Source organism: Microbacterium resistens, assembly GCF_031456305.1.
Lineage (GTDB): Bacteria > Actinomycetota > Actinomycetes > Actinomycetales > Microbacteriaceae > Microbacterium > Microbacterium resistens_A.
The window spans coordinates 279,234-304,756 of sequence record NZ_JAVDUM010000003.1; the positions used below are offsets into that span (position 1 = coordinate 279,234).

General features: G+C 70.7%; 25 protein-coding genes. 19 read left to right on the forward strand and 6 right to left on the reverse strand.

All coding sequences use genetic code 11. The features are described from left to right. Positions 1 to 6: 6 nt before the first annotated feature. Entirely contained in the window at positions 7 to 660 is a 654-nt protein-coding gene (locus tag J2Y69_RS05175) for a response regulator (RefSeq protein WP_310018245.1), read from the reverse strand. Continuing rightward, complete coding sequence (locus J2Y69_RS05180; RefSeq protein ID WP_310018247.1) at positions 657 to 2,348, reverse strand: sensor histidine kinase; 1,692 nt, start codon at positions 2,346 to 2,348, stop codon at positions 657 to 659. The genes J2Y69_RS05175 and J2Y69_RS05180 overlap by 4 nt, the downstream gene beginning before the upstream one ends. 146 nt (positions 2,349 to 2,494) lie before the next feature. Between J2Y69_RS05180 and J2Y69_RS05185 the strand changes: the two genes are divergently transcribed. Beyond that, positions 2,495 to 4,039, forward strand: a complete 1,545-nt coding sequence (locus tag J2Y69_RS05185) for a CitMHS family transporter (RefSeq protein WP_310018249.1) — start codon at positions 2,495 to 2,497, stop codon at positions 4,037 to 4,039. 87 nt (positions 4,040 to 4,126) lie between these two features. Here the strand turns inward: J2Y69_RS05185 and epsC are convergent, their stop codons facing one another. Together epsC and cysK are read right to left on the reverse strand one after the other, a co-directional pair. Continuing rightward, complete coding sequence (gene epsC, locus J2Y69_RS05190; RefSeq protein ID WP_310018251.1) at positions 4,127 to 4,696, reverse strand: serine O-acetyltransferase EpsC; 570 nt, start codon at positions 4,694 to 4,696, stop codon at positions 4,127 to 4,129. A 5-nt stretch (positions 4,697 to 4,701) separates the two neighbouring features. Continuing rightward, complete coding sequence (gene cysK, locus J2Y69_RS05195; protein WP_310018253.1) at positions 4,702 to 5,640, reverse strand: cysteine synthase A; 939 nt, start codon at positions 5,638 to 5,640, stop codon at positions 4,702 to 4,704. Positions 5,641 to 5,772: 132 nt separating this feature from the next. Here cysK and prmC point away from each other — a divergent pair, with 132 nt between their 5' ends. From prmC to J2Y69_RS05280, 17 genes are all read left to right on the forward strand, one after another. Next, the gene (prmC, locus tag J2Y69_RS05200; RefSeq protein ID WP_310018255.1) at positions 5,773 to 6,630 is read left to right on the forward strand and encodes a peptide chain release factor N(5)-glutamine methyltransferase; all 858 of its coding nucleotides are present in this window, start codon (positions 5,773 to 5,775) and stop codon (positions 6,628 to 6,630) included. A gap of 37 nt (positions 6,631 to 6,667) precedes the next feature. Beyond that, the gene (locus tag J2Y69_RS05205) at positions 6,668 to 7,342 is read left to right on the forward strand and encodes an L-threonylcarbamoyladenylate synthase (protein ID WP_310018257.1); all 675 of its coding nucleotides are present in this window, start codon (positions 6,668 to 6,670) and stop codon (positions 7,340 to 7,342) included. Continuing rightward, positions 7,339 to 8,520 carry an MraY family glycosyltransferase gene (locus J2Y69_RS05210; RefSeq protein ID WP_310018259.1) on the forward strand — a complete coding sequence of 394 codons (1,182 nt, stop codon included), beginning with the start codon at positions 7,339 to 7,341 and terminating at the stop codon, positions 8,518 to 8,520. The genes J2Y69_RS05205 and J2Y69_RS05210 overlap by 4 nt, the downstream gene beginning before the upstream one ends. Further along, entirely contained in the window at positions 8,517 to 9,056 is a 540-nt protein-coding gene (locus tag J2Y69_RS05215; protein WP_310018261.1) for a hypothetical protein, read from the forward strand. The genes J2Y69_RS05210 and J2Y69_RS05215 overlap by 4 nt, the downstream gene beginning before the upstream one ends. Before the next feature lie 126 nt (positions 9,057 to 9,182). Beyond that, positions 9,183 to 9,971 carry a F0F1 ATP synthase subunit A gene (gene atpB / locus J2Y69_RS05220; RefSeq protein WP_310018263.1) on the forward strand — a complete coding sequence of 263 codons (789 nt, stop codon included), beginning with the start codon at positions 9,183 to 9,185 and terminating at the stop codon, positions 9,969 to 9,971. A gap of 55 nt (positions 9,972 to 10,026) precedes the next feature. Continuing rightward, a complete protein-coding gene (atpE, locus tag J2Y69_RS05225; protein ID WP_042541851.1) occupies positions 10,027 to 10,263 on the forward strand; it encodes an ATP synthase F0 subunit C in 237 nt (78 codons plus the stop codon). A gap of 27 nt (positions 10,264 to 10,290) precedes the next feature. Next, positions 10,291 to 10,842 carry a F0F1 ATP synthase subunit B gene (locus tag J2Y69_RS05230; protein ID WP_310018266.1) on the forward strand — a complete coding sequence of 184 codons (552 nt, stop codon included), beginning with the start codon at positions 10,291 to 10,293 and terminating at the stop codon, positions 10,840 to 10,842. Beyond that, complete coding sequence (locus J2Y69_RS05235; RefSeq protein ID WP_310018268.1) at positions 10,842 to 11,630, forward strand: F0F1 ATP synthase subunit delta; 789 nt, start codon at positions 10,842 to 10,844, stop codon at positions 11,628 to 11,630. Before J2Y69_RS05230 ends, J2Y69_RS05235 begins: the two co-directional genes overlap by 1 nt. Before the next feature lie 50 nt (positions 11,631 to 11,680). Then, the gene (atpA, locus tag J2Y69_RS05240) at positions 11,681 to 13,321 is read left to right on the forward strand and encodes a F0F1 ATP synthase subunit alpha (RefSeq protein WP_310018270.1); all 1,641 of its coding nucleotides are present in this window, start codon (positions 11,681 to 11,683) and stop codon (positions 13,319 to 13,321) included. A 19-nt stretch (positions 13,322 to 13,340) separates the two neighbouring features. Further along, entirely contained in the window at positions 13,341 to 14,240 is a 900-nt protein-coding gene (locus J2Y69_RS05245; RefSeq protein ID WP_310018272.1) for a F0F1 ATP synthase subunit gamma, read from the forward strand. Positions 14,241 to 14,263: 23 nt separating this feature from the next. Then, positions 14,264 to 15,718 (forward strand): F0F1 ATP synthase subunit beta, encoded by a 1,455-nt coding sequence (gene atpD, locus J2Y69_RS05250; RefSeq protein ID WP_310018274.1) that lies wholly within the window; start codon positions 14,264 to 14,266, stop codon positions 15,716 to 15,718. 2 nt (positions 15,719 to 15,720) lie between these two features. Beyond that, positions 15,721 to 15,984 (forward strand): F0F1 ATP synthase subunit epsilon, encoded by a 264-nt coding sequence (locus J2Y69_RS05255; protein WP_310018276.1) that lies wholly within the window; start codon positions 15,721 to 15,723, stop codon positions 15,982 to 15,984. Between the two features lie 64 nt (positions 15,985 to 16,048). After that, positions 16,049 to 16,813: a YaaA family protein gene (locus J2Y69_RS05260; protein WP_310018278.1), complete on the forward strand. Its 765-nt coding sequence runs from the start codon at positions 16,049 to 16,051 to the stop codon at positions 16,811 to 16,813. A gap of 97 nt (positions 16,814 to 16,910) precedes the next feature. Continuing rightward, positions 16,911 to 17,804, forward strand: a complete 894-nt coding sequence (locus tag J2Y69_RS05265) for a DUF5684 domain-containing protein (protein WP_310018280.1) — start codon at positions 16,911 to 16,913, stop codon at positions 17,802 to 17,804. Between the two features lie 81 nt (positions 17,805 to 17,885). Further along, the gene (locus J2Y69_RS05270; protein WP_310018283.1) at positions 17,886 to 18,866 is read left to right on the forward strand and encodes an aldo/keto reductase; all 981 of its coding nucleotides are present in this window, start codon (positions 17,886 to 17,888) and stop codon (positions 18,864 to 18,866) included. A 77-nt stretch (positions 18,867 to 18,943) separates the two neighbouring features. Beyond that, positions 18,944 to 19,753, forward strand: coding sequence for a PP2C family protein-serine/threonine phosphatase (locus J2Y69_RS05275; RefSeq protein ID WP_310018285.1), 810 nt, complete (start codon positions 18,944 to 18,946; stop codon positions 19,751 to 19,753). Positions 19,754 to 19,811: 58 nt separating this feature from the next. Further along, the gene (locus tag J2Y69_RS05280; protein WP_310018287.1) at positions 19,812 to 22,817 is read left to right on the forward strand and encodes an FtsK/SpoIIIE domain-containing protein; all 3,006 of its coding nucleotides are present in this window, start codon (positions 19,812 to 19,814) and stop codon (positions 22,815 to 22,817) included. A 23-nt stretch (positions 22,818 to 22,840) separates the two neighbouring features. On the opposite strand, the gene ald is transcribed toward J2Y69_RS05280, so the two are convergent. Together ald and J2Y69_RS05290 are read right to left on the reverse strand one after the other, a co-directional pair. Further along, entirely contained in the window at positions 22,841 to 23,956 is a 1,116-nt protein-coding gene (gene ald / locus J2Y69_RS05285) for an alanine dehydrogenase (RefSeq protein WP_310018290.1), read from the reverse strand. A 52-nt stretch (positions 23,957 to 24,008) separates the two neighbouring features. Further along, positions 24,009 to 25,040, reverse strand: coding sequence for an asparaginase (locus J2Y69_RS05290; protein ID WP_310018291.1), 1,032 nt, complete (start codon positions 25,038 to 25,040; stop codon positions 24,009 to 24,011). On the opposite strand from J2Y69_RS05290, the gene J2Y69_RS05295 reads away from it, so the two are divergent. Continuing rightward, a complete protein-coding gene (locus J2Y69_RS05295; RefSeq protein WP_310018293.1) occupies positions 25,039 to 25,518 on the forward strand; it encodes an OsmC family protein in 480 nt (159 codons plus the stop codon). The two genes, J2Y69_RS05290 and J2Y69_RS05295, sit on opposite strands and share 2 nt — an antisense overlap. Positions 25,519 to 25,523 lie beyond the last annotated feature (5 nt).

Here is a 25,523-nt window from a genome sequence, read left to right on the forward strand (position 1 = left end):
CGCGCCTCAGACGCGCGCCGCGTAGCGGTGCTCGGGGCGCCCCGTCGCGCCGTAGCGGAGGCGCACCTCGACCACCGACCGCGCCGCGAGGGCGGCGAGGTGGCGCTGCGCGGTCGCGCGGGAGATCCCCACCCGCTCGCCGACCTCGGCGGCGGACGCCTCGCCGTCGTCGAGGGCTGCGAGGACCAGCTGCTCGGTCGCCGACCGGGAGAGGGAGGTCTGCTCTCCCGAGCCGTGCAGGATCGCCAAGCTCCGGTCCAGGTCCTCCTGGCGGAGCGGACGCTCCCCGGCGAGGAGGTTCCGGTAGCGGGCGTACCGGTCGAGCCGGTCGACGAGCGCGCGCTGCTCGAAGGGCTTCATCAGGTAGGAGAGGGTGCCGGAGCGCAGCGCGCGGCGGACGGTCGGCGCATCGTCCGCGGCGGAGATCAGGATCGCGTCGATCCCGGATGCGCGCACCAGCTCGATCCCGTCGCCGTCGGGGAGATAGACGTCGGCCAGGAGTAGATCGGGTCGCTGGGCGCGGATCGCCGTCTGCGCCTCCGCGATCGAGCGGACCGGCTCCAGGGCCGTGAACCCCGGGCGATCGGCCACGATCTCCTGATGCAGCCTTCCCACCCGGAAGTCGTCGTCGAGGACGAGGACGCGGATCGTGTCCGTCATGGGGTCTCCTTCCCGCCGGGGCGGACGACGGACTCCAGCCGCGCCGCGAAGACCGCGCCGTGGTCGGATCCGCCTCGGTCGATGATCCAGAGGTCGCCACCGCTCCGGCGCGCGATCTCCCGCGACAGCGGAAGCCCGATGCCGTGCCCGTGGACGGGGTCGGAACTGCGGGCGGGGTCGGAACCGTGGCCGGGGTCACGAGCGGAGCCGGAGTCCGGCCCGGGCCCGGTGGCCGGCGCTCTCCGCTCCTGAGCGGGGAGACCGTCTCCCGAGTCCGCCACCGTCACGACCAGCGCGTCGCCGTCATCGAGCACCGCGACCTCGACCCATCGGGGCGCGTCGCCCGCGACCGCGGCGCCGACGGCGTTGTCCAGGAGATTGCCGAGGACGGCCGCGACGTCCTCGACCTCGGCGACCGCGCCGATCAGCTGGGACTCCTCGGCGATGCGGAGGGCGACGCCGCGCTCGCCCGCCTCGATCGCCTTCGCGCCGAGGAACGAGCGGAGGAAGGGATCGGTCAGCCGGTCAAGGCCGGGGACGGGGAAGTCGACGGCTCCGCGTTCGACGAGCTCCGCCAGGAACGCCCGCGCCTCGGGGACGCGCTCGGCGTCGATGAGGCCGGCGGCGACGTGCATCCGGTTCGCGAACTCGTGACGCTGCACCCGGAGCGCCGCGGTCATCGTCCGGACCGTCTCCAGACGCTCGGTCAGTGCGACGAGATCCGTGCGGTCCCGCACGATCACGACCTCGCCGAGGTGTCGGCCGTCCCGTCGGGCGGGGCGGGTGTCGAGGTAGAGCACGCGGTCGGCGAGCACCACTCGGGACCGGTCGGCGTCCGGCGTCGCGGCGTCGAGGAGGGCGGCGGGGAGCCCGAGGTCCGACAGCGGGCGACCGACGGGGGAGCGCAGTCCCAGCATGCGTTCGGCCGCCGCATTGCACACCCGGACGACGCCGTCGGGGTCGATCGCCAGAACGCCGTCGTCCACGCCGTCCAGGACCGCCGTCTGGTTCTGCACCAGCGCCACCAGCTCCTCCGGCTGGACCCCGAGGGTGAGCCGCTCCCACCGTCGTCGCAGGATCAGCGTGGTGAGGGTCGCGAGGGTCAGCGCGCCGAGGGCGGCGATGCCCGCGACCGCGAAGAGGGCCGGCAGATCGTCGAAGACGCCGGCCGGCTCGAAGCCGACGCTGATCTCTCCCACCGGGCTCTCGTCGGCGCCGAGGACCGGGACCTTCGCCCGCACCGACTCCCCGAGGGTGCCGGTCGCCCAGTCGATGACCTCGTGGCCGTCGAGCACCCGCTCGAACGGCGTGCTCACCACCTGGCCGAGCCGGGACGGGTCGGGATGGGCGAGACGGACGCCGTGATCGTCCGCGATCACCACGAACAGGGCCCCGGTCCGCGCGGCGACCGCGGTGGCGATCCGCTGCAGCTCGCCGTCACGGAGATCCTCGCCCCGGGGCGTCCCCGGATCGGCGGAGACCGCGGCGACCTGCGTCCGCACCTGCGGGTCCTCGGCCAGCGTCCGGGCGATGCCCAGTGCGGAGGACTCCGCCTCGGCGCGGAGCTGCTGCACGGCCAGCAGGAGGTAGGCGCCCGTGCACAGCGCGACCACGAACACGACCGTCGCCAGCTGCAGAAGCAGCAGTCGCGTCGCGAACCGCGGTCGCACGCGTCCTCGTCCGGTCATCCCCGCTCCCTTCGCGCAATATGCGCAGAACCCACGCTACGCGCACAAGGGCCCTGAATGCGGGATAGCCGTCCCCGCGGCGCGGGCTTCCCTAGCATCGGCGTGTCCCGTCGAAGACGACGGGCGACGACGAAGGAGTCACCCACATGCCCCCTGCGCTCACCGGCCTGCTCGCCGCCGCCGACGAGAAGCCCGAATACGATCTGGCGTTCCTGCCGCCCGAATGGGTGCTGGTCGTCCTCGGCTTCGTCATGGTCCTGGTGTTCATGACGCTGATCATGACCAAGCGCCTGACGCCGATGGTGGCCCTGATCCTGGTGCCCACCGTCTTCGGGCTCTTCGCCGGCGCCGGCCTCGGGCTCGGCGACATGATCCTCGACTCGATCGCCAAGATGGCGCCGACCGCGGCGCTGCTGATGTTCGCCATCATGTTCTTCGGCATCATGATCGACGTCGGCCTGTTCGATCCGCTGATCCGGCTGATCACCCGGCTGCTCGGCGACGACCCGGCCAAGGTGGTCCTCGGCACCGCGATCCTCGCCGGCGCCGTCTCGCTCGACGGCGACGGCTCGACGACGTTCATCATCACGACCTCGGCGATGCTCCCCATCTACCTCCGCCTCGGCATGAGCCCCGTCGTGCTGACCTGTGTCGCCGGTCTCATGAACGGGACGCTGAACATCGTGCCCTGGGGCGGGCCCACCGTGCGCGCGGCGACCGCGCTCGGGCTCCAGCCCACCGACGTCTTCGTGCCGATGCTGCCGGCGCTCGGCGTCGGCGTGGCGATCACGCTCGGCTTCTCCTGGCTGCTCGGGCTCCAGGAGCGGAACCGGCTCGACCGCATCGACGGGAGCCGTCTGGACGGCTCTCCCGAGGGCGGCGTGCTCGCGGGTGTGCCGAGCATCTTCCGCGGCGCCGACGCGAAGCCGGGCGCCCGAGCCTCCCTGCACACGGGCAACGTCGTCACCGTGGCGGGCGGGCACGGCGCGGTGTCGGCCGGGGTCGTGGACCCCGCCGACACGGCGATGGCCGACACGATGCTGGACCCGTCGCGCGACACGCTCCGGCCGCGGCTGATCTGGTTCAACCTCGTCCTCACCGTCGCGGTCATGGTGCTGCTGGTCCTGGACATCATGCCGCTGCCCTATGTGTTCATGGTCGGGGCGGCAATCGCCCTCGTGGTCAACTTCCGCAGGCTCAAGGAGCAGGCCTCGGAGATCGTGGCGCACGCCCCGAGCATCGTCGGGGTCGTGTCCATGGTGATCGCGGCCGGGGTGCTCGTCGGCGTGCTGACCGGGACCGGCATGGTCGATGCGATGGCGAACTGGATCACGAACGTCCTGCCGCCTCAGCTGGGGCCGTTCCTGGCGCCGATCACCGGCGTGCTGTCGATCCCGTTCACGTTCTTCATGTCGAACGACGCCTTCTACTTCGGGATCCTCCCGGTGCTCTCGCAGAGCGCCGCGCACTTCGGGATCGATCCGGTCGAGATGGCGCGGGCCTCGATCATCGGCCAACCGGTGCACCTGCAGAGCCCGCTCGTGCCGGCGATCCTGCTGCTCGTCTCCCTGGCGAGCGTCAACCTCGGCGACCACCACCGCAAGGTGCTCTGGCGGGCGGCGATCGTGTCGCTCGCGATGCTCGGCGTGGGGATGCTGACGGGAGCGATCCCGTTCTTCGTCGCGTCGTGAGGGGCGTGCCCGCCCGTCGGGGGCCGGGCGGGCACGCCGCTGTCCGGAGGGGGGAAGGCCCCCGTCCTCAGATCGAGCAGTCCGGCCTCAGATCGAGTAGTCCGGGGCGGTCAGCAGCTGCGCGATGTCGTCGTCGGGGCGGCGGGCGCGGACCCTCGCCGGGACTCCGGTGAGGACCGAGTCGGCCGGCGCGTCCCTGGTCACCACGGCGTTCGCTCCGACGGCGCTGCGCGCGCCGATGGACACGGGGCCCAGGATCTTCGCCCCGGCTCCGACCAGCACGCCGTCGCCGAGCGTGGGGTGGCGCTTGCCGCCCTCCCGCTGACGGCCGCCCAGTGTCACGCCGTGGTAGAGCATCACGTCGTCGCCGATCTCGGCGGTCTCGCCGATCACGACCCCCATGCCGTGATCGATGAAGAAGCGTCGCCCGATCGTCGCGCCGGGATGGATCTCGATCCCGGTGAGCCAGCGCGCGACCTGCGAGCCCATCCGCGCGGGGAAGCGCAGCCCGCGCCGCCAGAGCGCGTGGTCGACCCGGTGCGCCCAGATCGCGTGCAGGCCCGGGTACAGGAGCGCGACCTCGATCCCGCTCCTCGCGGCGGGGTCGCGCAGGCGCGCCGCGGCGACGTCCTCCCGCGCGCGAGAGAGCCAGCCCACGCCGCTCAGTCCTCGCGGAGGTCTTCGAACAGCGCCGTGGAGATGTACCGCTCGCCGGTGTCCGGGGCGATGACCACGATGGTCTTGCCGGCGTTCTCCGGCCGGGCGGCGACGGCGAGGGCGGCCGAGACCGCAGCTCCCGTGGACATGCCGACCAGGAGCCCTTCCCGTGCGGCGAGCTCGCGGGCGATGCGCAGGGACTCGTCGAACTCCGCGGTGATGACCTCGTCGATCACGTCCCGGTCAAGGATGTCCGGGACGAAGTTCGGGCCGATGCCCTGGATCTTGTGCGGACCGGGGTGGCCCTCGGAGAGCACGGGGGAGTCCTTCGGCTCGACCGCGACGACCCGCACGTCGGGCTTCGCCGCCTTGAGCGCCTGGCCCGTCCCGGTCACGGTGCCGCCGGTGCCGACCCCGGCGACGAGGATGTCGACGTCCCCGTCGGTGTCGCGCAGGATCTCCTGAGCGGTCGTCTCGCGGTGGATCTGCGGGTTCGCCGGGTTCTCGAACTGGCGGATCCAGACGGCACCGGGGGTGTCGGCGACGATCTGCTTGGTGACCTCGATCGCCCCGGACATGCCCTTGGTCGGATCGGTGAGGACGAGCTCGGCGCCGAACGCCTTGAGCAGGACGCGGCGCTCCTTCGACATGGAGGCGGGCATCGTGAGGATCACGCGATAGCCGCGGGCGGCGCCCACCATCGCCAGGGCGATGCCGGTGTTGCCGCTGGTGGACTCCACGATCGTCCCCCCGGGCTTCAGCGCCCCGTCGGCCTCGGCCGCGTTGATCATCGCGATGCCGATGCGGTCCTTCACGCTTCCGGCCGGGTTGTAGAACTCGAGCTTGAGCAGGACCGTCGCCCCCAGCCCCTCGGTGATGCGGTTCAGCCGCACCAGAGGCGTGTTCCCGAAGGCGGTGGTGATGTCGGAGTGGATGCCGGCCATGACTGCCCTTTCCCTTGCGTTCGTCAGGCCTCGTGCGTTCCCCGGGCCTCCGGCTGCCAGCCTAGGCGAGAGGGTGGGCGCCCGAGGCAATGTGACGGACGGCTCCGCGGCGACTGACTAGGCTGGGTCGCCGTGCCGCACACCATCTCCGACCTCCTCCGCGACGCCGCGCGCGTCCTCGCCGAGGCGGGCGTCCCCGATCCCACGGTGGACGCGGAGCTGCTCGCCGGCCACGTCCTCGGCATGGGCCGGGGGGAGGTGCAGGCCGCCGTCGTCCGTGGCGATGCGGTCGCGGACGGCGAGGCCGACGCCCTCGCCGCGCTCGTCTCCCGCCGATCGACGCGGGAGCCGCTCCAGCACATCACGGGCACCGCGCCCTTCCGTCACCTCCAGCTCGCCGTGGGGCCCGGCGTCTTCGTGCCCCGGCCGGAGACGGAGACGGTCGTCCAGTTCGCGATCGACGCGCTGCTGGCCTCGGCGACGCCGGAGCCGATCGGCATCGACCTCGGCACCGGGAGCGGCGCCATCGCCCTGGCCATGGCGACCGAGGTCCCGCACTCCCGCGTCTATGCGGCGGAGGTCTCGCCCGAGGCGCACGCCTGGGCGCGGCGGAACACCGCGGGCGCGGACAACCTCACCCTCGAGCTCGTCAACCTCGGCGAGGCGTTCGCGCGCCTCGAGGGACGCGCCGACGTGGTGATCTCCAACCCGCCGTACGTCCCGGACGCGGCGATCCCGCGCGATCCGGAGGTGCGCCTCTTCGACCCCGCCCTCGCGCTCTACGGCGGAGAGGATGGGCTCGACGTCGTCCGGATCATCAGTCGGCGCGCGCTCGCGCTGCTCCGTCAGGGAGGGACCGTCGTGCTCGAGCACGGAGAGCTCCAGGGCGCGCAGATCCGGGAGATCCTGGAGGGGGACGGATGGCTCGCCGCGGCCACGCACCGCGACCTCACGCTGCGGGACAGGGCGACGACCGCCGTGCGACCCTGATCGGATCGTCAGGAGCACGCGCGTAGACTGAGGGGTCATGTCCTCCGTCTTCGACTGCCGTGATGCGGATCAGCTCCTCACCGGCATGCGCCACGCGCGCCAGGCCATCGGCCGCGGCGAGCTCATCGTCCTTCCCACCGACACGGTCTACGGCGTCGGTGCCGACGCCTTCAACCCCGCGGCGGTGCAGCGTCTCCTCGCGGCGAAGGGGAGGGGGCGGGACCAGCCGCCGCCCGTCCTGGTCGGCAACGCGGCGACGCTGAACGCCCTCGCCGAGTCCGTTCCCGAGCCCGTGCAGCGCCTGGTGGACGAGTTCTGGCCCGGCGGGCTCACCATCGTCCTCCCGGCCCAACCCTCGCTGGTCTGGGATCTCGGCGAGACGCACGGCACGGTCGCCGTGCGGATGCCGCAGACGCGGGCGACGCTGGAGCTGCTGGAGGAGACGGGGCCGCTCGCGGTGTCCAGCGCGAACCTCACCGGCAAGGACGCGGCGGTCGAGATCGGCGCGGCGGAGCGGATGCTCGGCGACAGCGTGTCGGTCTACCTCGACAACGGACCGAGCCCGACCGGCATCTCCTCCACGATCGTCGACGCGACGTCCCTCGTGCGTCCCGGCGGCGAGGAGGCGAGGGTACGGGTGCTCCGCAACGGCGCCGTCGCGCGAGAGGATCTCCGGCGCATCCTCGGCGACCTCCTCGAAGAGCCCGCGTGAAGCAGTACGTCTTCACGATCATCCTGACGGCGGCGATCACCCTCGCCCTGTCCTGGGCCGTGTGGCAGCTGAGCCTCCGGTTCAAGATCTACCCCGGCATCCGCGACCGCGACGTGCACACGACGCCGACGCCGCGGCTCGGCGGCGTCGCCATCTTCCTGGGCATCGCCGCGGCCATCGCCGTCTCCTCCGCGAACCCGTTCTTCTCGATCATCTGGGCGCCGCCCCAGACCATGTGGGCGGTGCTGGGCGCCGCCCTGCTCATCGCCGTCGTCGGCGTCATCGACGATCTCTGGGACCTGGACTGGATGATCAAGCTCGGCGCCCAGTTCCTCGCGGCGGGCATCGTGACCGTCGTCGGCGGCCTGCAGATCCTCTCGCTCCCGATCGGGGAGCTCTTCGTCGGCTCCAGCTGGGTGAGCATCGCGCTGACGATGTTCGCGATCGTCGTGGTGATGAACGCCGTCAACTTCATCGACGGGCTCGACGGTCTCGTCGCCGGGGTCTGCCTGATCGCGAACGGCGTGTTCTTCGCGTACTCCTACACCGTCGCGAGGGACACCGGACAGTCCACCTACTTCAACCTCGCCTCGTTCATCGCCGCCGTCCTCATCGGCGCGTGCATCGGCTTCCTCCCGCTGAACTGGAGCCCGGCGAAGATCTTCATGGGCGACTCCGGCGCCCTCGTCATCGGCCTCCTGATGGCGACCTCCGCCGTCGCCCTCACCGGCCAGCTGAACCCGGCGATGCTCAACCCGGAGCTGTTCGGCCGGTCCCAGCTCCTCGGCGCGTTCATCCCGATCCTGCTGCCGGTGGTCGTCGTGCTGCTCCCGCTGCTGGACTTCGGCCTCGCCGTCTTCCGCCGGATGAGGGCGGGGAAGTCGCCGTTCTCCCCGGACCGGAAGCACCTCCACCACCGCATGCTGGACCTCGGGCACCGGGACCGCGACGCCGTCCTCATCTTCTACGCCTGGACCGCGATCATCTCGCTGTCGGTCCTGCTGATGTACGTCGGCACGAGGGAGGGCTGGTACGGGGACTATCTCGCCGGCGTCCTCTTCGGCGTCGTCGGCGTGGCCGCCTGTCTCGTCGTCACGCTCCTCCCGTCCCGGCGCAGCGCCCCCGCCTCCCGCCCCTCCATCCCCGCCGCCGTCACCGACCCCGAGGATCCCCGATGAGCCCGAGCCCTGTATCCAGCACCCCGATCCTGCGCCGCACCCTGATCTGGTCGGCGGGCGCCGCCGCCGCCCTCGCGGTGGTCGCCGCCGTGGTCGGGGGGATCGTCGCCGGTCCCTCCGGGGTCTGGAGCGGCCTGGTGGGCGTGCTCCTGGCCGTCGTGTTCCTCGCGATCACGGCGATCAGCATCCTCGTCGCCAACCGCTGGTACGGCGAGCCGCTCTACGTCCAACTGTTCTTCGCGATCGTCCTTGGCGGCTGGCTGCTCAAGCTCGGGCTGTTCGTCGTGGTCATGATCGTGCTCCGCGGACAGCCGTGGATCTCGCCGATGGTCTTCTTCCTGTCGATCGTCGCGGGCGTCCTGATGTCGCTGATCGTCGACGTCATCGTCCTCAGCCGGATGCGGCTCCCGAACGTCAGCGACACGACCCTTCCCACCGAGGTCCCCGAGGATCGGGCGCCCGGGGTGCAGGAGGGTACTCCTGCCGGCGCCGCGGAGGGCGAGGGCGGCGCGGATTCAGGAAACTCTCGGGTCTGATAGGCTGATACAAGAGCCCGCTCGCGGACTGCGAGTGATGCGCCGTGAAGCACACCGACCGTCGTCGCCCCGGTTTGAACCGGTGCCCCGAAGCTGGAGCCCGCGCTGTTTAATCTTGCTGCGACCATGATCCCCCGTTTGGCTGCCGACGGTGGCGAGTTCCACGGTCCGTCCATCGACGAGTTCTTCCCCGAGATCCTCTTCCAGGTCGCCGGTATCCCCGTGCACCGCATCCACCTGGTGCAGTTCCTCTCCGTCATCGCCATCGTGCTGGTCCTCTGGCTCGGCACCCGACGCATGCGCGTCGTGCCCGGCCGCTTCCAGAGCCTCGTCGAGATGGGCCTCGGGTTCGTCCGCAACGGCATCGCGCACGACCTGCTCGGGCGCAAGGACGGCGACCGGTTCCTGCCGATCCTGGCGACCATCTTCTTCATGGTGCTGTTCATGAACATCACGGGGATCATCCCGTTCCTGAACATCGCCGGGACGAGCATCGCTGCCGTCCCGCTGCTGCTCGCCGTGGTCAGCTACGTCACCTTCATCTACGCGGGCATCCGCCGCCACGGCTTCCGGTTCTTCAAGAACGCGCTGATGCCGCAGGGCGTCCCGGGCTTCGCCTTGCCGATCGTGGCGGTCATCGAGCTAGTCTCCACCTTCATCCTGCGTCCGGTCACGCTGATGCTGCGACTGCTGATGAACATGGTCGTCGGCCACATGCTGCTGGTGCTGTGCTTCGCGGCCACCCAGTTCTTCTTCTTCACGGCGGGAGGCGGCTGGGCCGCCCTCGGCGTCGGAACCCTCGCCTTCGGCGGCGCCTTCACTCTCTTCGAGATCCTGGTCGCCGTCCTCCAGGCCTACGTCTTCACCGTCCTCACCGCGGTCTACATTCAGCTCGCGGTCGCAGAAGAGCACTAAAGAGCACATCGCGGGCGGCATCACTCTCCGCCGCCCACAACGAAAGGAAAAATCCGTGGACGCTACTACGGTTCTCGCAGACATCAACGGCCACCTCGCGTCGGTCGGCTACGGCCTCGCCGCCATCGGTCCCGCCATCGGTGTGGGCATCGTGGTCGGCAAGACCATCGAGGGCGTCGCCCGCCAGCCCGAGCTGGCCGGTCGCCTCCAGGTCCTCATGTGGATCGGTATCGCCTTCACCGAGGCGCTTGCGTTCGTCGGCATCGCCGTCGGATTCATCCCCTTCCCGTAAGCCATACCGACCTCTGAAGGAGACAGGATGCTTCACGCTCTTGTCACGAGCCTCGCAGCCGAGGGCGAGGCGAAGAACCCCCTCATCCCTGCGTGGTACGACATCATCTGGTCCGGGCTGTGGTTCCTGATCATCCTCGTCGTCGTGTGGAAGGTCGCCCTCCCGCGCCTGACCGCGATGCTCGACGAGCGCTCGGCCGCGATCGAAGGCAACATCGCCAAGGCGGACGAGGCCCAGAAGCAGGCCGAGGCCGCGCTCGAGGAGTACACCCGCCAGCTGGCGGAAGCCCGCGTCGAGGCCGGTGAGATCCGTGAGGCCGCCCGCGAGGACGGCAAGAAGATCGTCGCCGAGGCGAAGGACACCGCCAGCGCCGAGGCCGCGCGCATCTCCTCGACCGCCAGCGCGCAGATCGAGGCGGAGCGCCAGGCGGCGCTCGTCTCGCTGCGCGGCGAGGTCGGAACGCTCGCTCTGGACCTCGCAGGCGGGGTCGTGGGCGAGACGCTCAGCGACGACGCTCGCGCGACCGCGGTCGTCGACCGCTTCCTCGCGGACCTCGAGGCGTCCGAGGCGGCGAAGTAATGGGCAGCGCGACCACTCAGGCGCTCGCCGCGTCGAGCCAGGCGCTGGCCGCGGCGCAGGGGATCACCCTCGACGGTGCGGGCGAGCTCTTCTCGGCCGCACGCACCGTGGGGGAGACCTCGGCGTTGAGCGGCGCGCTGGCCGACCCCTCAGCCCCCGTGGATGCCAGGAAGGCCGTCGTCTCGCACGTGTTCGCGGGCTTCTCGGCGCCGGTGCAGGACGTCCTCCGTGCCGCGGTGAGCGAGCGCTGGTCCAACGCCGCCGAGCTCATCGACGGCATCGAGGAGCTCGCGGTGCGGGCCACCGCGATCGCCGCCCCGGAGGCCGACATCGAGGGCGAGCTGTTCTCGGTGCTGCGCCTGGTCGCCGCCAACCCCGAGCTGGAGCTGGCCCTCGGCAGCAGGCTCGGCGACGGCGCCGCCAAGGGCACGCTCGTGCAGACGCTCGTGGGCGGACGGGTGAGCCCGGCCACCGCCCTGATCATCACCTCGCTCGTCCGCCAGCCGCGCGAGCGCCGGATCCGCCAGCAGCTGAGCCGCGCGATGCGGATCGTCTCGGCCCAGCGCGACCGGATCGTCGCCATGGTGCACACCGCATCGCCGCTGTCGGCGCAGCAGCGCACCCGCCTCACCGACCTCCTCGCGCGACGCTACGGCCACCAGGTCGCGCTCAACGAGGTCATCGACGCCACGGTCGTGGGCGGTCTGCGCGTGCAGGTCGCGGACGACGTGATCGACGGCAGCCTCTCCGCCCGCCTCGCCGGCCTCCGGCAGAAGCTCGCGGGCTGACAAACGGACTTCGCGCGGGGAACCGCGCACCCAGATACAAAGGGAAGACAATGGCAGAACTTTCGATCAGCCCCGACGTCATCCGTGACGCGCTGAAGGACTTCGTCGCCGCGTACGAGCCCACGGGAGCCGCGGCGACCGAGGTCGGCACGGTCATCGACGCAGCCGACGGCATCGCTCACGTCGAGGGACTGCCCGGCGTGATGGCGAACGAGCTCGTGACCTTCGGCGACGGCACCAAGGGCCTCGCCCTGAACCTCGACGAGCACGAGATCGGCGTGGTCGTCCTCGGCGACTTCGCCGGCATCGAGGCAGGGCAGGAGGTCACCCGCACGGGTGAGGTCCTCTCGGTCCCGGTCGGCGACGGCTACCTCGGCCGCGTGGTCGACCCGCTCGGCACCCCGATCGACGGTCTCGGCGAGATCGCGACCGAGGGCTTCCGCGCACTCGAGCTCCAGGCGCCCGGCGTCATGCAGCGCAAGAGCGTGCACGAACCGATGCAGACCGGCATCAAGGCCATCGACGCGATGATCCCGGTCGGCCGCGGCCAGCGTCAGCTGATCATCGGCGACCGCCAGACCGGCAAGACCGCGATCGCGATCGACACGATCATCAACCAGAAGGCCAACTGGGAGTCCGGCGACACCGACAAGCAGGTGCGCTGCATCTACGTCGCCATCGGCCAGAAGGGCTCGACGATCGCCTCCGTCAAGGGCGCGCTCGAAGAGGCCGGAGCGATGGAGTACACCACCATCGTCGCGGCCCCCGCCTCGGACCCGGCCGGCTTCAAGTACCTGGCCCCGTACACGGGCTCGGCCATCGGTCAGCACTGGATGTACGGCGGCAAGCACGTCCTGATCATCTTCGACGACCTGTCGAAGCAGGCCGAGGCCTACCGTGCCGTCTCCCTCCTCCTCCGCCGCCCGCCGGGGCGCGAGGCCTACCCGGGTGACGTCTTCTACCTGCACTCCCGTCTGCTCGAGCGCTGCGCGAAGCTCTCCGACGAGCTGGGCGCGGGCTCGATGACCGGCCTGCCGATCATCGAGACCAAGGCCAACGACGTGTCGGCGTACATCCCGACCAACGTGATCTCGATCACCGACGGCCAGATCTTCCTGCAGTCCGACCTGTTCAACGCCAACCAGCGTCCGGCCGTCGACGTCGGCATCTCGGTGTCCCGCGTCGGAGGCGACGCCCAGGTGAAGTCGATCAAGAAGGTCTCCGGAACCCTGAAGCTGGAGCTCGCGCAGTACCGCTCGCTCGAGGCCTTCGCGATGTTCGCGTCCGACCTCGACGCCACGTCCCGCCGCCAGCTGGCGCGCGGTGCACGTCTGACCGAGCTGCTCAAGCAGCCGCAGTACTCGCCGTACCCGGTGGAGGACCAGGTCGTCTCGATCTGGGCCGGCACCAACGGCAAGCTCGACACCATCGAGGTCGAGGACGTGCTGCGCTTCGAGCGCGAGCTGCTGGATCACCTGCGTCGTAACACCACGGTGCTGGACACCCTGCGCGAGACCAACGTCCTGGACGACGCCACCCTCGCGACGCTCGAGAAGGCCACCGACGCCTTCGTCCTCGAGTTCCAGGGCGGCAAGAACCACGGCATCGGCGCTCCCGGTCACGAGGAGCACGCGGCTGCGGCCGTCGACGACGTGAACCAGGAGAAGATCGTCAAGGGCCGTCGCGCGTAGTCGCGGAGGAGACTGAGACATGGGCGCACAACTCCGGGTCTACAAGCAGAAGATCTCTTCTGCTCAGACGACCAAGAAGATCACGAAGGCGATGGAGCTCATCGCGGCTTCGCGCATCCAGAAGGCCATGGCGCGCGTGAAGGCCTCGTCGCCGTTCGCGCGCGCCGTGACGCGGGCTGTTTCCGCCGTCGCGACGCACTCCAACGTCGATCACCCGCTGACCCGCGAACCCGAGACGATCCGCCGCTCCGCGGTCGTGATCTTCTCCTCGGACCGCGGACTCGCAGGAGCCTTCAACTCGCAGATCCTCCGTGAGGGTCTGGAGATGGCGGAGCTCCTGCGCGAGCAGGGCAAGGAGCCGGTGTTCTACCTCGTCGGCCGCAAGGCCGTCGGGTACTTCCAGTTCCGTCGGATCGCGGCAGCGGCCGAGTGGACCGGCGACACCGACACCCCCTCGTTCCACACGGCCGAGGAGATCTCGGCGACGCTGCTGGAGTCGTTCGAACGCGGCGGCGACGCCGGGGGAGTGGACGAGATCCACCTCGTCTACAACCGGTTCGTCAGCATGATGACGCAGAGCCCGGAGACGGTCCGTCTGCTTCCGCTGGAGATCGCCGAGGCCGACGAGTCCGAGGCGGGAAGCGCCGTCTACCCGCTGTACGAGTTCGAGCCGGACGCGGCCACCGTGCTGGACGCGATCCTGCCGGTGTACATCCAGAGCCGCGTCTTCAACGCCCTCCTGCAGTCCTCGGCCGCCAAGCAGGCCGCGACGCAGAAGGCGATGAAGTCCGCCAGCGACAACGCCGACAAGCTCATCACCGACTACACACGCCTCCGCAACAACGCGCGGCAGGCCGAGATCACTCAGCAGATCGCCGAGATCGTCGGTGGCGCCGACGCACTGGCGTCGAGCAAGTAAGCCTCTAAGAGAGAGACGAAGAAATGACCACCACCGCCACGGCTGAAATCGCCACGACCGCGGTCGTCGGGCGCGTCGCGCGCGTCAACGGACCGGTCGTCGACATCGAGTTCCCGCACGACTCGATCCCCGACATCTACAACGCGCTCAAGACGACGATCACGATCGGCCAGGAGTCGACCGAGATCACGCTCGAGGTCGCACAGCACCTCGGCGACGACCTCGTCCGGGCGATCGCGCTCAACCCGACCGACGGCCTGGTCCGCGGTCAAGAGGTCCGCGACACCGGCGAGGCCATCTCGGTCCCCGTCGGCGACGTGACCAAGGGCAAGGTCTTCAACGTCATCGGCGAGGTCCTCAACGCCGAGCCGGGCGAGAAGATCGAGATCACCGAGCGCTGGCCGATCCACCGCAAGGCGCCGAACTTCGATCAGCTGGAGTCCAAGACCCAGATGTTCGAGACCGGCATCAAGTCGATCGACCTCCTCACCCCGTACGTGCTGGGCGGCAAGATCGGCCTGTTCGGCGGCGCGGGCGTGGGCAAGACCGTCCTCATCCAGGAGATGATCCAGCGCGTCGCGCAGGACCACGGCGGTGTGTCGGTGTTCGCCGGTGTCGGCGAGCGCACCCGTGAGGGCAACGACCTGATCCACGAGATGGAGGAGGCGGGCGTCTTCGACAAGACCGCCCTCGTCTTCGGCCAGATGGACGAGCCGCCGGGGACCCGCCTTCGCGTGGCGCTCTCGGCTCTGACGATGGCGGAGTACTTCCGCGACGTGCAGAAGCAGGACGTGCTGCTCTTCATCGACAACATCTTCCGGTTCACCCAGGCCGGCTCCGAGGTGTCGACCCTGCTCGGCCGCATGCCGTCCGCGGTGGGCTACCAGCCGAACCTGGCCGACGAGATGGGCCTCCTGCAGGAGCGCATCACCTCGACCCGCGGACACTCGATCACCTCGCTGCAGGCGATCTACGTCCCGGCGGACGACTACACCGACCCCGCGCCGGCGACGACGTTCGCCCACCTCGACGCCACCACCGAGCTCTCGCGTGAGATCGCGTCGAAGGGTCTGTACCCGGCGATCGACCCGCTGACCTCGACCTCGCGGATCATGGACCCCCGTTACCTGGGCCAGGACCACTACCGCGTGGCCACCACGGTCAAGCAGATCCTGCAGAAGAACAAGGAGCTGCAGGAGATCATCGCGATCCTCGGTGTCGACGAGCTCTCCGAAGAGGACAAGATCGTCGTGTCGCGTGCACGTCGCATCCAGCAGTTCCTCTCGCAGAACACCTACATGGCGAAGAAGTTCACGAACGTCGAGGGCTCCACGGTCCCGCTGAAGGACACGATCGAGTCGTTCGACGCGATCTGCCGCGGTGACTACGACCACGTGGCCGAGCAGGCCTTCTTCAACGTCGGAGGCATCGGCGACGTCGAGGAGAAGTGGGCGCAGATCCAGAAGGAGAACGCCTGATCATGGCAACCCTTCACGTCAGTCTCGTCTCCGCGGATGCGGAGGTCTGGACGGGTGAGGCGAGCCTCGTGGTCGCCAAGACCGTCGAGGGCGAGATCGGCATCATGCCCGGGCACGAGCCGGTGCTCGCCATCCTCGCCGAGGGGCAGGTGCGGATCACCCAGGAGGACGGATCCAAGGTGCTCGCGAACGCGCAGGACGGCTTCCTCTCGATGGAGGGCGGCGTGCTGACGATCGTCGCCGGCAACGCGGCGCTCATCGCCTGAGAATCGATCGACGCGAGAGGGAGGTCCTTCGGGGCCTCCCTCTCGCCGTCTGTCCAGGAGACCCATGAAGATCCTCCTCCCGCCCTCGGAGACCAAGCGCCCTGGCGGTTCCCGTCGTCCGGCAGCGCTCGAGACATGGGCGCTTCCCGGCCTGCGGCCGGAGCGCGAGCGCGCCATCGATGCGCTGATCGCGTTGGCGGGGGACGAGGACGCCGCGGCCAGGGTGCTGAAGCTGAGCGACCGTCAGCGCGGTGAGATCGTCCACAACGCAGAGCTGCGCACCGCGCCGACGATGCCGGCGGTCGACCGCTACACCGGCGTGCTGTACGACGCTCTCGACGCGCCCTCCCTGTCCGCGGCAGCGCGGCGCTGGCTGGGGACGCACGTCTGGATCCACAGCGCCCCGTTCGGCCCGGTCGGGGCGCTGGATCGGATCCCGTCCTATCGGCTCGGGGCAGCGGTCGCCGTGCCCGGGCTTCCCCCGCTCCGACGCCTCTGGGCCGATGCGGTGAGCGCGGCCATGCGGGAGGCGGCGCCGTCCTTCGTGCTCGACCTGCGCTCCGAGGCGTACGTCTCGCTCGGGCCGATCCCAGCCGAGGTCCCCTCCGTCTATGTCCGGGTCGTGACCGACACGGGGCGTGCGCTCAACCACTTCAACAAGCATGCGAAAGGCGACCTCGTGCGGACCCTCGCCGAGGGGCGTCCACGGGCGACCACACGTCGGGGCCTCCTCTCCTGGGCGGGCTCTGCCGGGATCGATCTGCGGGAGACCGAGGATCCGAGCGTGATCGAGCTCGTCATCGCCCAGGCTTCCACCCCGCCCGCCTAGAAGTCCTTTTCACAGAAGCGCCATGCATCCGACATGGTTGCGCGCTATTGTTTATGACGCGATGCGGCCCGCATCGCCACGTCCACCGGAGGGTTCCATGAGCTATAGCGACGGTACGTACTTTGCGATCATCGGCGGGTTCATCCTCTTCGCCTTGATCGTAGGCATCATCGGCTATGTCATCACGTCGATCTTCATGATGAAGGTCTTCGAGAAGGCAGGCGTCGAGGGGAAGTGGCGGGCCTGGGTGCCGCTCTACAACACGATGGTCTTCGCCAAGCTCGGAGACCTGTCACCATGGCTGCCCCTCATCGCCTGGGGCGGTGCGATCGTGCTGAGCGGGATCCCGATCATCAACTTCTTCGCGGGGCTTCTCTCGCTGGGCGGTGCGGTGGTCATGATCCTCGCGGCCTGGCGGATCGGCCTGAAGCTGCAGAAGGACGCGGTCTGGGTGGTCCTCTACGTCTTCCTCAGCGTCATCTGGCTGGGCATCAACGCCTTCGACCGCTCGCGCTGGAACCCGAACATCGCCCCGGCCCCCTGGGCGGCCAACAGCTTCTTCGGCGACCGCACGCAGTGGGCGGGCATCCCGGTCCAGCCTGCGGCGGCCCCTCCCGCTCCCGGTGCCTACGGTGCCTATGGCGCGCCACAGGGTTACCAGGCTCCGCAGGGCTACCAGGCTCCGCAGCAGCCCGGCTACCAGCCGCCGCAGGGCTATCAGGCTCCGCAGCAGCCGGGCTACCCGGCTCCCGCCCAGCCCGGCTATCAGCAGCCGCAGGCCCCGCAGGGCTTCCCGCCGGCTCAGCCCGGCCAGGTCCCGCCGCCGGTCACGCCTCCCGTCCCGCCGGTCACGCCTCCCGTCCCGCCGGTCACGCCCCCGGTCCCGCCGATGGCTCCGCCCGCACCCCCCGCGCCGCCGGTCGCACCTCCTGCGGCTCCGGAGACCGGTGGAGAGCAGCCTCCGGCCGATCCGAGCACGCCCCCGGCATGACACGAGAGAAGGCCCCCGATCCTCGGATCGGGGGCCTTCTCCGTGCGCGCCGCGGGGTCCTCGGGTTGATAGCGTGGAGGCATGGTGACCACTGAACGTCGTGTCGGTTCCTCCGGGCTCCTCGTCTCCGCTGTCGGGCTGGGCTGCAACAACTTCGGACGTGCGGGCACCGCGACCCAGACTCTGCAGGGCACCAGACTGGTGCTCGACGCGGCGATCGACAGCGGCATCACGCTGCTCGACACGGCGGACATGTACGGCAAGGACCCGGGGCTCAGCGAGACGCTCATGGGGGAGGCGCTCGAGGGTCGACGGGATCGCGTGGTGCTCGCGACCAAGTTCGGTCACGGTCGCTACGACATGGGATACGACTTCCCGGCCGGCATGGGCTCGCGACGCTACATCCGTCGTGCCGTGGAGGAGTCCCTCCGTCGTCTGCGCACCGACTGGATCGACCTATACCAGCTGCACTTCCCCGATCCCGAGACGCCGATCGATGAGACGATCGACGCGCTCGACGATCTGGTGCGGGAAGGCAAGATCCGCTACTTCGGGCACTCGAACTTCACGGGATGGCAGGTCGCCGAGGCCGATTTCACGGCCCGTCAGCGCCGCGGATCGCGGTTCGTGTCGGCGCAGAACCACTACTCGCTGCTCGCTCGCGCCGCGGAGCGCGAGGTGCTGCCGGCGGTCGAGCGCTACGGCCTCGGCTTCTTCCCGTACTTCCCGCTCCACAACGGACTGCTCACCGGCAAGTTCACCCGCGAGGGCGGACCGTCCGACAGTCGGATCATGTCGACCAGGGCGCATCTGTGGGAGAACGCCCCCTGGGACGCGCTCGACGCCTATCGCGCGTTCTGCGACGAGCGGGGCATCACGATGCTGGAGGCCACCTTCGGCTGGCTCCTGGCACGGCCCGCCGTCTCGTCCGTGATCGCAGGGGCGACCACCCCGGAGCAGGTCGAGGCGAACGCGCGTGCGGGTGCCGCCTGGACGCCGACGGCGGACGACCTGGCGACGATCGACGCGTTCTTCCCGCTCCCCGCCGACCCCGCGGCGTGAGCGGCGGGTCGGTCTTCGACTACGATGTGTGAGACTCCGGCGGTCACGAGGATCGTCCGAGGATGGGGAGGCCACCAGTGACCCAGACGTCGACGCCGCACACGCGGGAGATCGCTCTCGCGTCCGGCGACGTCATCGGCATCCGCTGGGCGGGCGCCACCGACAAGGGGAGGCGCCGGGAGAACAATCAGGACGCCTTCCTCGCCGAGTACCCGCTCTTCGTCGTCGCCGACGGGATGGGGGGCCATGCCGGCGGCGAGATCGCCAGTCAGCGCACCATCGCGCGTCTGCAGGAGGCGGTCGGCGCGGGGGAGATCTCGGCGTCGTCGATCGAGCAGGCGCTGGTCGCCGCCGTCGCCGACATCGGACAGCACCCCGACACCACGGACGAGGGCACGGGGACGACCCTCACCGGCGTCTACCTGCAGCCCGATGCGAACGAGCCGCGATGGGTGTCGCTGAACATTGGGGACTCGCGGGTCTATCTGCTCCGCGACGGCACGCTCTCCCAGATCACCACCGACCACTCCGTGGTCCAGGAGCTCATCACCGCCGGCCGGCTGAGCCCCGAGGAGGCGGAGGGACACCCCTACAGCAACGTGATCACACGTGCGGTCGGCGTCAGCGAGGCGACGCCCCCGGACTACCGGGAGTTCGCCGTCCGTGACGGCGATCGCTTCGTGATCTGCTCCGATGGGCTCACCAAGGAGCTTACGGACTACGGCATCCAGCACTTCCTGACCCAGCAGCCGGAGGCGGCCGGAGCCGTGGACGCGATGCTCGCCGCGGCTCTCGAGAACGGTGGGAGGGACAACGTGACCGTGATCGTCATCGACGTCGCCCGCCGGAACAGCGTCTCCTCCACCGACGGCGTGGCCGCGGAGTAGTCCACACCTTTGGGGATCGGCGTCCCGTGAGCGACGTCGATCCGGTGGGATTGCCGTCATGGATCCCGCAGACCCCCTCATCCTCCCGACGGGCGCAGGTCGCCCGCGACGAGCGCCGCTGCCCCTCCTCGCCGCCGCCGTCCCGGTCGCGGCCGGCCTCTTGATGTGGGGGCTCACCGGCTCCCTCCTCACCCTCTGCTTCGCCGCCCTCGGCCCGCTCATGCTGGCGGCGTCGTTCTTCGACTCCGCACGGCACCGGCGCGCGGAGTCCAGGAACGCCGGAGAGGAGGAACGGGCGGACTGGGCGCGGGTCGAGCGGGGGCACGCCGAGCGCGTGGAGGCGGAGCGGCGTCTGCGGCGGCGCTCCTGGCCTGATGTCGCGGAGTGCCTGAGGCGCCCGCCCCTGCGTTCGGTGCGGATCGCGGCCGGCGACCGGCTCGCGATCGGAGTCGGGTCGATCCCCAGCCCCGTGCGTTTCTCGGGAGGGGGCGGCGAGCGTGCGCGAGAGTTCATGGAGCGTCATCGGATGCTCGACGGCGCGACCATGACCGTGCCGTTGGACGGCGGTGTCTGCGTCCGTGGAACGGGGCCCGTCGCGCGAGCCGTGCTTCGTGCCCTGGTGCTCCAGGCATGCCTCCGCTACTCCGCCGAGGCGCTGCGTCTGACGGGAGAGGGGGTGGCGGCCCTCGGTCTTCAGGACGCACCGCACGGAGGGTCTCCCGCTCGCGGACTGCGCACGATGCAGGTGGAGACGGGGGAGCGGCCGGTGGCGGAGGGAGCGCCGAACACGATACGGATGGTTCTCGTGGCGCCCGGGGCGACCCCTCCGGCGGGGATCGCGACGGTCCTCGACGTCGAGGACCCCGCGTGCGCCGTCGTGCGGTCGGCCGGAGCCGAGGAGGCCCGCTGCGCGGTCGAGGGACTGTCGGCGGCGCAGGGCGCCCTGATCGCCGGAGGGCTCGCGGCGGATCGCACCACGCCGGCGGGACCGCCCGCCGAGGTCATGCTCGCGGAGCTGCTCCAGGACGGCGGCGCCGTCGGACGGAGTGACGGCGCTCTCAGCGACGATCTCGGGAACACCTTCGGGGGCGTTCCCGGGGGTGTTCTTCGGGCGGCCATCGGGCGCGATGCTCGCACGGTGGTGGCGGTCGACCTGGTGGAGGACGGTCCGCACGCGCTGGTCACCGGGGTGACGGGCTCGGGCAAGAGCGAGCTCCTGGTCACCTGGGTGACCTCCCTCGCCATGGCGCACCCGCCGGAGGAGGTGGTCTTCGTCCTGGCCGACTTCAAGGGAGGGACCGCGTTCGACCCGCTCCGGGAGCTGCCGCATGTCGCCGCGGTCATCACGGATCTGGACGGCCCGAGCGCCGAGCGGGGGATGCTGAGCCTTCGCGCCGAGCTCCGGCGGAGGGAGGCCTTCCTCGCGGAGCGCGGGGCGAGGTCCGTCGAGGAGGCAGGCGGCGCTCTGCCGAGACTCGTGCTCGTCGTCGACGAGTTCGCGGCGCTCCTGCAGGAGCATCCGGATCTCGGCGCGGTCTTCACCGACGTGGCCGCCCGGGGCAGGGCCCTCGGGATGCACCTCGTCCTCGGCACCCAGCGGGCGACGGGCGTGATCCGCGAGGCTCTCGCCGCGAACTGTCCGCTGCGGATCTCCCTGCGCGTCACCGATCCGCAGGACAGTCGGCTGATGCTCGGATCCGACGCCGCCGCACAGCTCCCCGGCGACGGCTCGGGGAGGGGTCTTGCCCTCATCCGTCGTCCGCGCGACGCGGAGGCGCTGTCGTTCCGCGTCGCGCGCACGCGCAGCGCCGATGTGCGGACCGCGGCGTCGGCGCACCACGGCAGTGCGCGTGCGCTGAGCCCCTGGCTGCCGTCGCTCCCCACGTCGGTCACCGTCGAGGAGCTGCGGCGCGAGCATCCTGGCGACATCCCGCCGGACGGCTTCGTCCTCGGGATCGCCGATGAGCCGGACCGGCAGCGTCAGCCGATCCTGGTGCTCGCGCCGGGACGGGACAGGGGGCTCGCCGTGTTCGGCGGCCCGGCGTCCGGGAAGTCCGTTGTCCTCGCGACCCTGCGACAGCAGAGCGCGTCCTGCCTGGTGGTGCCTCGGGACCCTGAGTCGGCGTGGAGCATGCTCACCGGTCTCGACGACGGCAGCATCGCCTATCCGCGCCTGCTCCTCTGCGACGACCTCGATGCGATCCTGGCGCGCTATCCGATCGACTACTCCTCGGCCTGGGCGGAGACGATGCAGCGGGTCGTGCGCCGGGCGCCCTCCCACGGCACCGTCGTCGTGGTCACCGCGGCCCGCTGCGCCGGCGTCGTGGCCGCGATCGCGGATCTGCTCCCGCGACGGGCGCTCCTCCGGCTGCCGGGCCGTGCGGAGCATCTCGCAGCAGGAGGCGAGGGGAGCTCCTTCGATCCGATGCGTCCGGACGGTCGGGCCAGGCTCGACGGACGGGAGGTCCAGTTCGCCCTCGGCGCCGGTCTCGGCGGTAGTCCCTTCAGAGGGGATGGTCTCCGCAGAGGGGATGGTGCCCGGAGGCTGTCGCAAGGGCCGGGGGACGACGATCCCGTCGGGACGGCGAGCCCGCACTGGGCGCCTTCTGCACGGGTCACGGCCGTCGTCGCGCCGATGGCGGCGCGGACCGCTGCGTCGATCGCCGCCGCGCATCCCGAGGTCGTGGTCCGCGCCCTGGGCGCACTGCCGCCAGGGACGGCGCTGAGGGACCTGACGGGCCTGGGGGAGCTGGCGGGCACGGGGGATCTGGCGGGCCCGAAGAACTTGGCGGGTGTCGGCGGCGAGACCCGCCGCCTGGTGATCGTCGGAGACCCGGACGGCTGGCAGCGGCGTCTCTCGCTCTGGCAGGAGCTGCGCCAGGAGGGCGAGGCGCTCGTGCTCGCGGAGGCGGCGCGAGAGCTCCGCACGCTCGCCGGGGTGCGCGACCTCCCTCCCTACGCCGAGACGGACGCGGGCAGGGCGTGGACGCTGCGGGACGGTGCGGTGCGGGACAGGGTCGTGATCGCCGGCCTCGCTCCGCACCGGGAGGGCCCCGGACGATGAGTCCAGGGGCCCGGTGCCGCGTGTCAGGCCAGGACGTCGCCGACCGGCGTGAGCGGGAGCCCGTGCGCTGTCGCGACGCCGGGGTTCACGACGACGCCGCCGGCGACGTTGAGCCCGCCGGTCAGAGCGGTGTCCGCACGCAGCGCGTCCTGCCAGCCGCGTCCGGCGATGGCGCGGACGTAGGGAAGGGTGGCGTTGGTCAACGCGGACGTCGAGGTGTTCGGGACGGCGCCGGGCATGTTCGCGACGCAGTAGAAGACGGTGTCGTGCACCCGGAAGGTGGGGTCGTCATGGGTCGTGGCGTGGGTGTCCTCGAAGCAGCCGCCCTGATCGACCGCGATGTCCACGAGGACGCTGCCCTGACGCATCTCGGCCACCATGTCGTTCGTCACGAGCTTCGGCGCCTTCGCGCCCGGGATCAGCACGGAGCCGATCACCAGATCCGAGGAGACCACGGCGCGGCGCAGGTCGAGCGGGTTCGAGGCCGCGGTCTTCACACGTCCGACGAAGTGGTCATCCAGGAAGCGCAGCCGGGCGATGTTCGTGTCGAAGATCGTCACGTCCGCGCCCATGCCGGCCGCCATCACCGCGGCGTTGGCCCCGGCGACGCCGCCGCCGATCACCGTCACGGTCGCGGGGCGAGTGCCGGGGACGCCGGACATCAGGAGGCCGAGGCCGCCGTGGGAGCGCATCAGCGTGTTGGCGCCGACCAGGGGTGCCAGACGACCGGCGACCTCGCTCATCGGGGCGAGCAGGGGGAGGCCTCCGCCCGCCAGCTGCACGGTCTCGTACGCGATCGCGATCACGCCGTCCGCGATCAGACGCTCGGTGAGCGGCCGATCCGCCGCGAGATGGAGATAGGTGAAGAGCACGAGTCCCTCGCGGAAGCGGTGGTACTCGCTCTCGATCGGCTCCTTGACCTTCAGCAGGAGCTCCGCACGCGCCCAGACCTCGTCGGCGTCGTCGAGGAGGACGGCTCCCGCGTCGCGGTAGTCCTCATCCGACATCGACGAGCCGAGACCGGCGCCTGCCTGGACGAAGACCTCATGGCCGGCGAGCACGAGATCGTGCACTCCCGCGGGTGTCAGGGCGACTCGGAACTCGTTGTTCTTCACCTCGGTGGGGACCGCGATCCTCATGATGCTTCCTTTCTCTTCCCGTGCCGGGAACTCCGCCCCTTCTGGGGGCTTCTCAGATTCCGGCGCCGGGACGGATGGCCCCGACGGCCGTGCCGCCGCCGAGGACGGCGAGCGGGAGGGATGCGGCGAGGTCCGCCACCTGTGCGTCGCTGACGGCGCCGGCGCGGGCCAGCAGCGTGGCGGCGACGATCGTGCGCGCCCGGAGGGACCCGTCGAGGGTCTTCAGCGCCACCGTGGTGCCATCGGGGGCGATCATGACCATGACGCCCTCGGCGCCGCCCTTGGCGAAGACGCCGAGCTTCTCGATCGCGATCGTGTCGGCACCGCCGGGGCCGTCGATCGTCCACGGGAGCTCGCGCACCGTGCGCACGAGCGTGCCGGCGACCCGGTGCAGCGCGAAGGGGGAGCGCTCGGAGGCCGACCCGATCCGATGGATCGCCCTGGCGAGCCCCAGCAGCGTCAGGACGTGCACCGGCGCGCCGCAGCCGTCGATCGCCGTGGCGGCGATCCTCTCACCCGAGAGGCGCTCGACGACGTCGCGGATGTGCACCTGGAGCGGGTGCTCGGGGGAGAGGTAGTCGTGCGTGGACCAGCCGGTCGCCACACAGGCTCGAAGCATCGCGGCGTGCTTGCCCGAGCAGTTCATCCGGATGCGGGCGGGCTGGCCGTTGTCGCGGACGAGCTCGGTGCGGGTGGCGGAGTCGCTCGGCCAGTCGGCGGGGCAGCGGAGGTCGTCCTCGGTGAGCCCGCCGTCGGCGAGCATGGCCCGGACGACCTCGACGTGGCGATCCGTTCCGGCGTGGCTCGCGGTGGAGAGCCCCATCTGCTCGCCGACGAGCGGAGCGCCGGCGGTCAGGCAGGCGACGGCCTGCAGCGGCTTCAGACTGGAGCGGGCCAGGATCAGCGCCTGCGTGTTGCCGTGCGCGGACACGACCTCGCCGGTGGGCGAGAGCACGACGGCGGCCCCGGCGTGCCGGGATTCGATGAAGCCGTTGCGCTCCACGACGGCGAGTTCGACGGCATCCTTGACGGTCAGGGTCTCCAGCACGCCAGCAAGCCTAGCGGCGTGGCACGATGGCGTCATGGCTCTCGGCACCCACAGCTACGCGCTCACCACCACCTGGACCGGAAACCTGGGCACCGGGACCAGCAGCTACCGCGACTACACCCGGGACGTGACCGTGGCGATCGAGGGCAAACCGGATCTGCTGGCGTCCTCCGACAAGCCCTTCCGCGGCGACCCGACGCGATGGAACCCGGAGGACATGCTGTTGGCGGCGCTCTCCGAGTGCCATCTGCTGTCCTACCTGCACGCGTGCGTGACGGCGGGCGTCGTCGTCACGGACTATCGCGATGACGCGAGCGGGACGATGGAGGAGGACGGACGCGGCTCCGGCGCCTTCACCGAGGTGGTGCTGCATCCGGTGGTGACGGTCCGGGACCCCGCGATGGTCGAGGCGGCGCATGCGGCGCACGCGCAGGCCAACGCCTGGTGCTTCATCGCGAACTCGGTCGCCTTCCCGGTCCGGCACGAGGCGACGATCCTCGTCGAGGGCGAGTAGCCAGC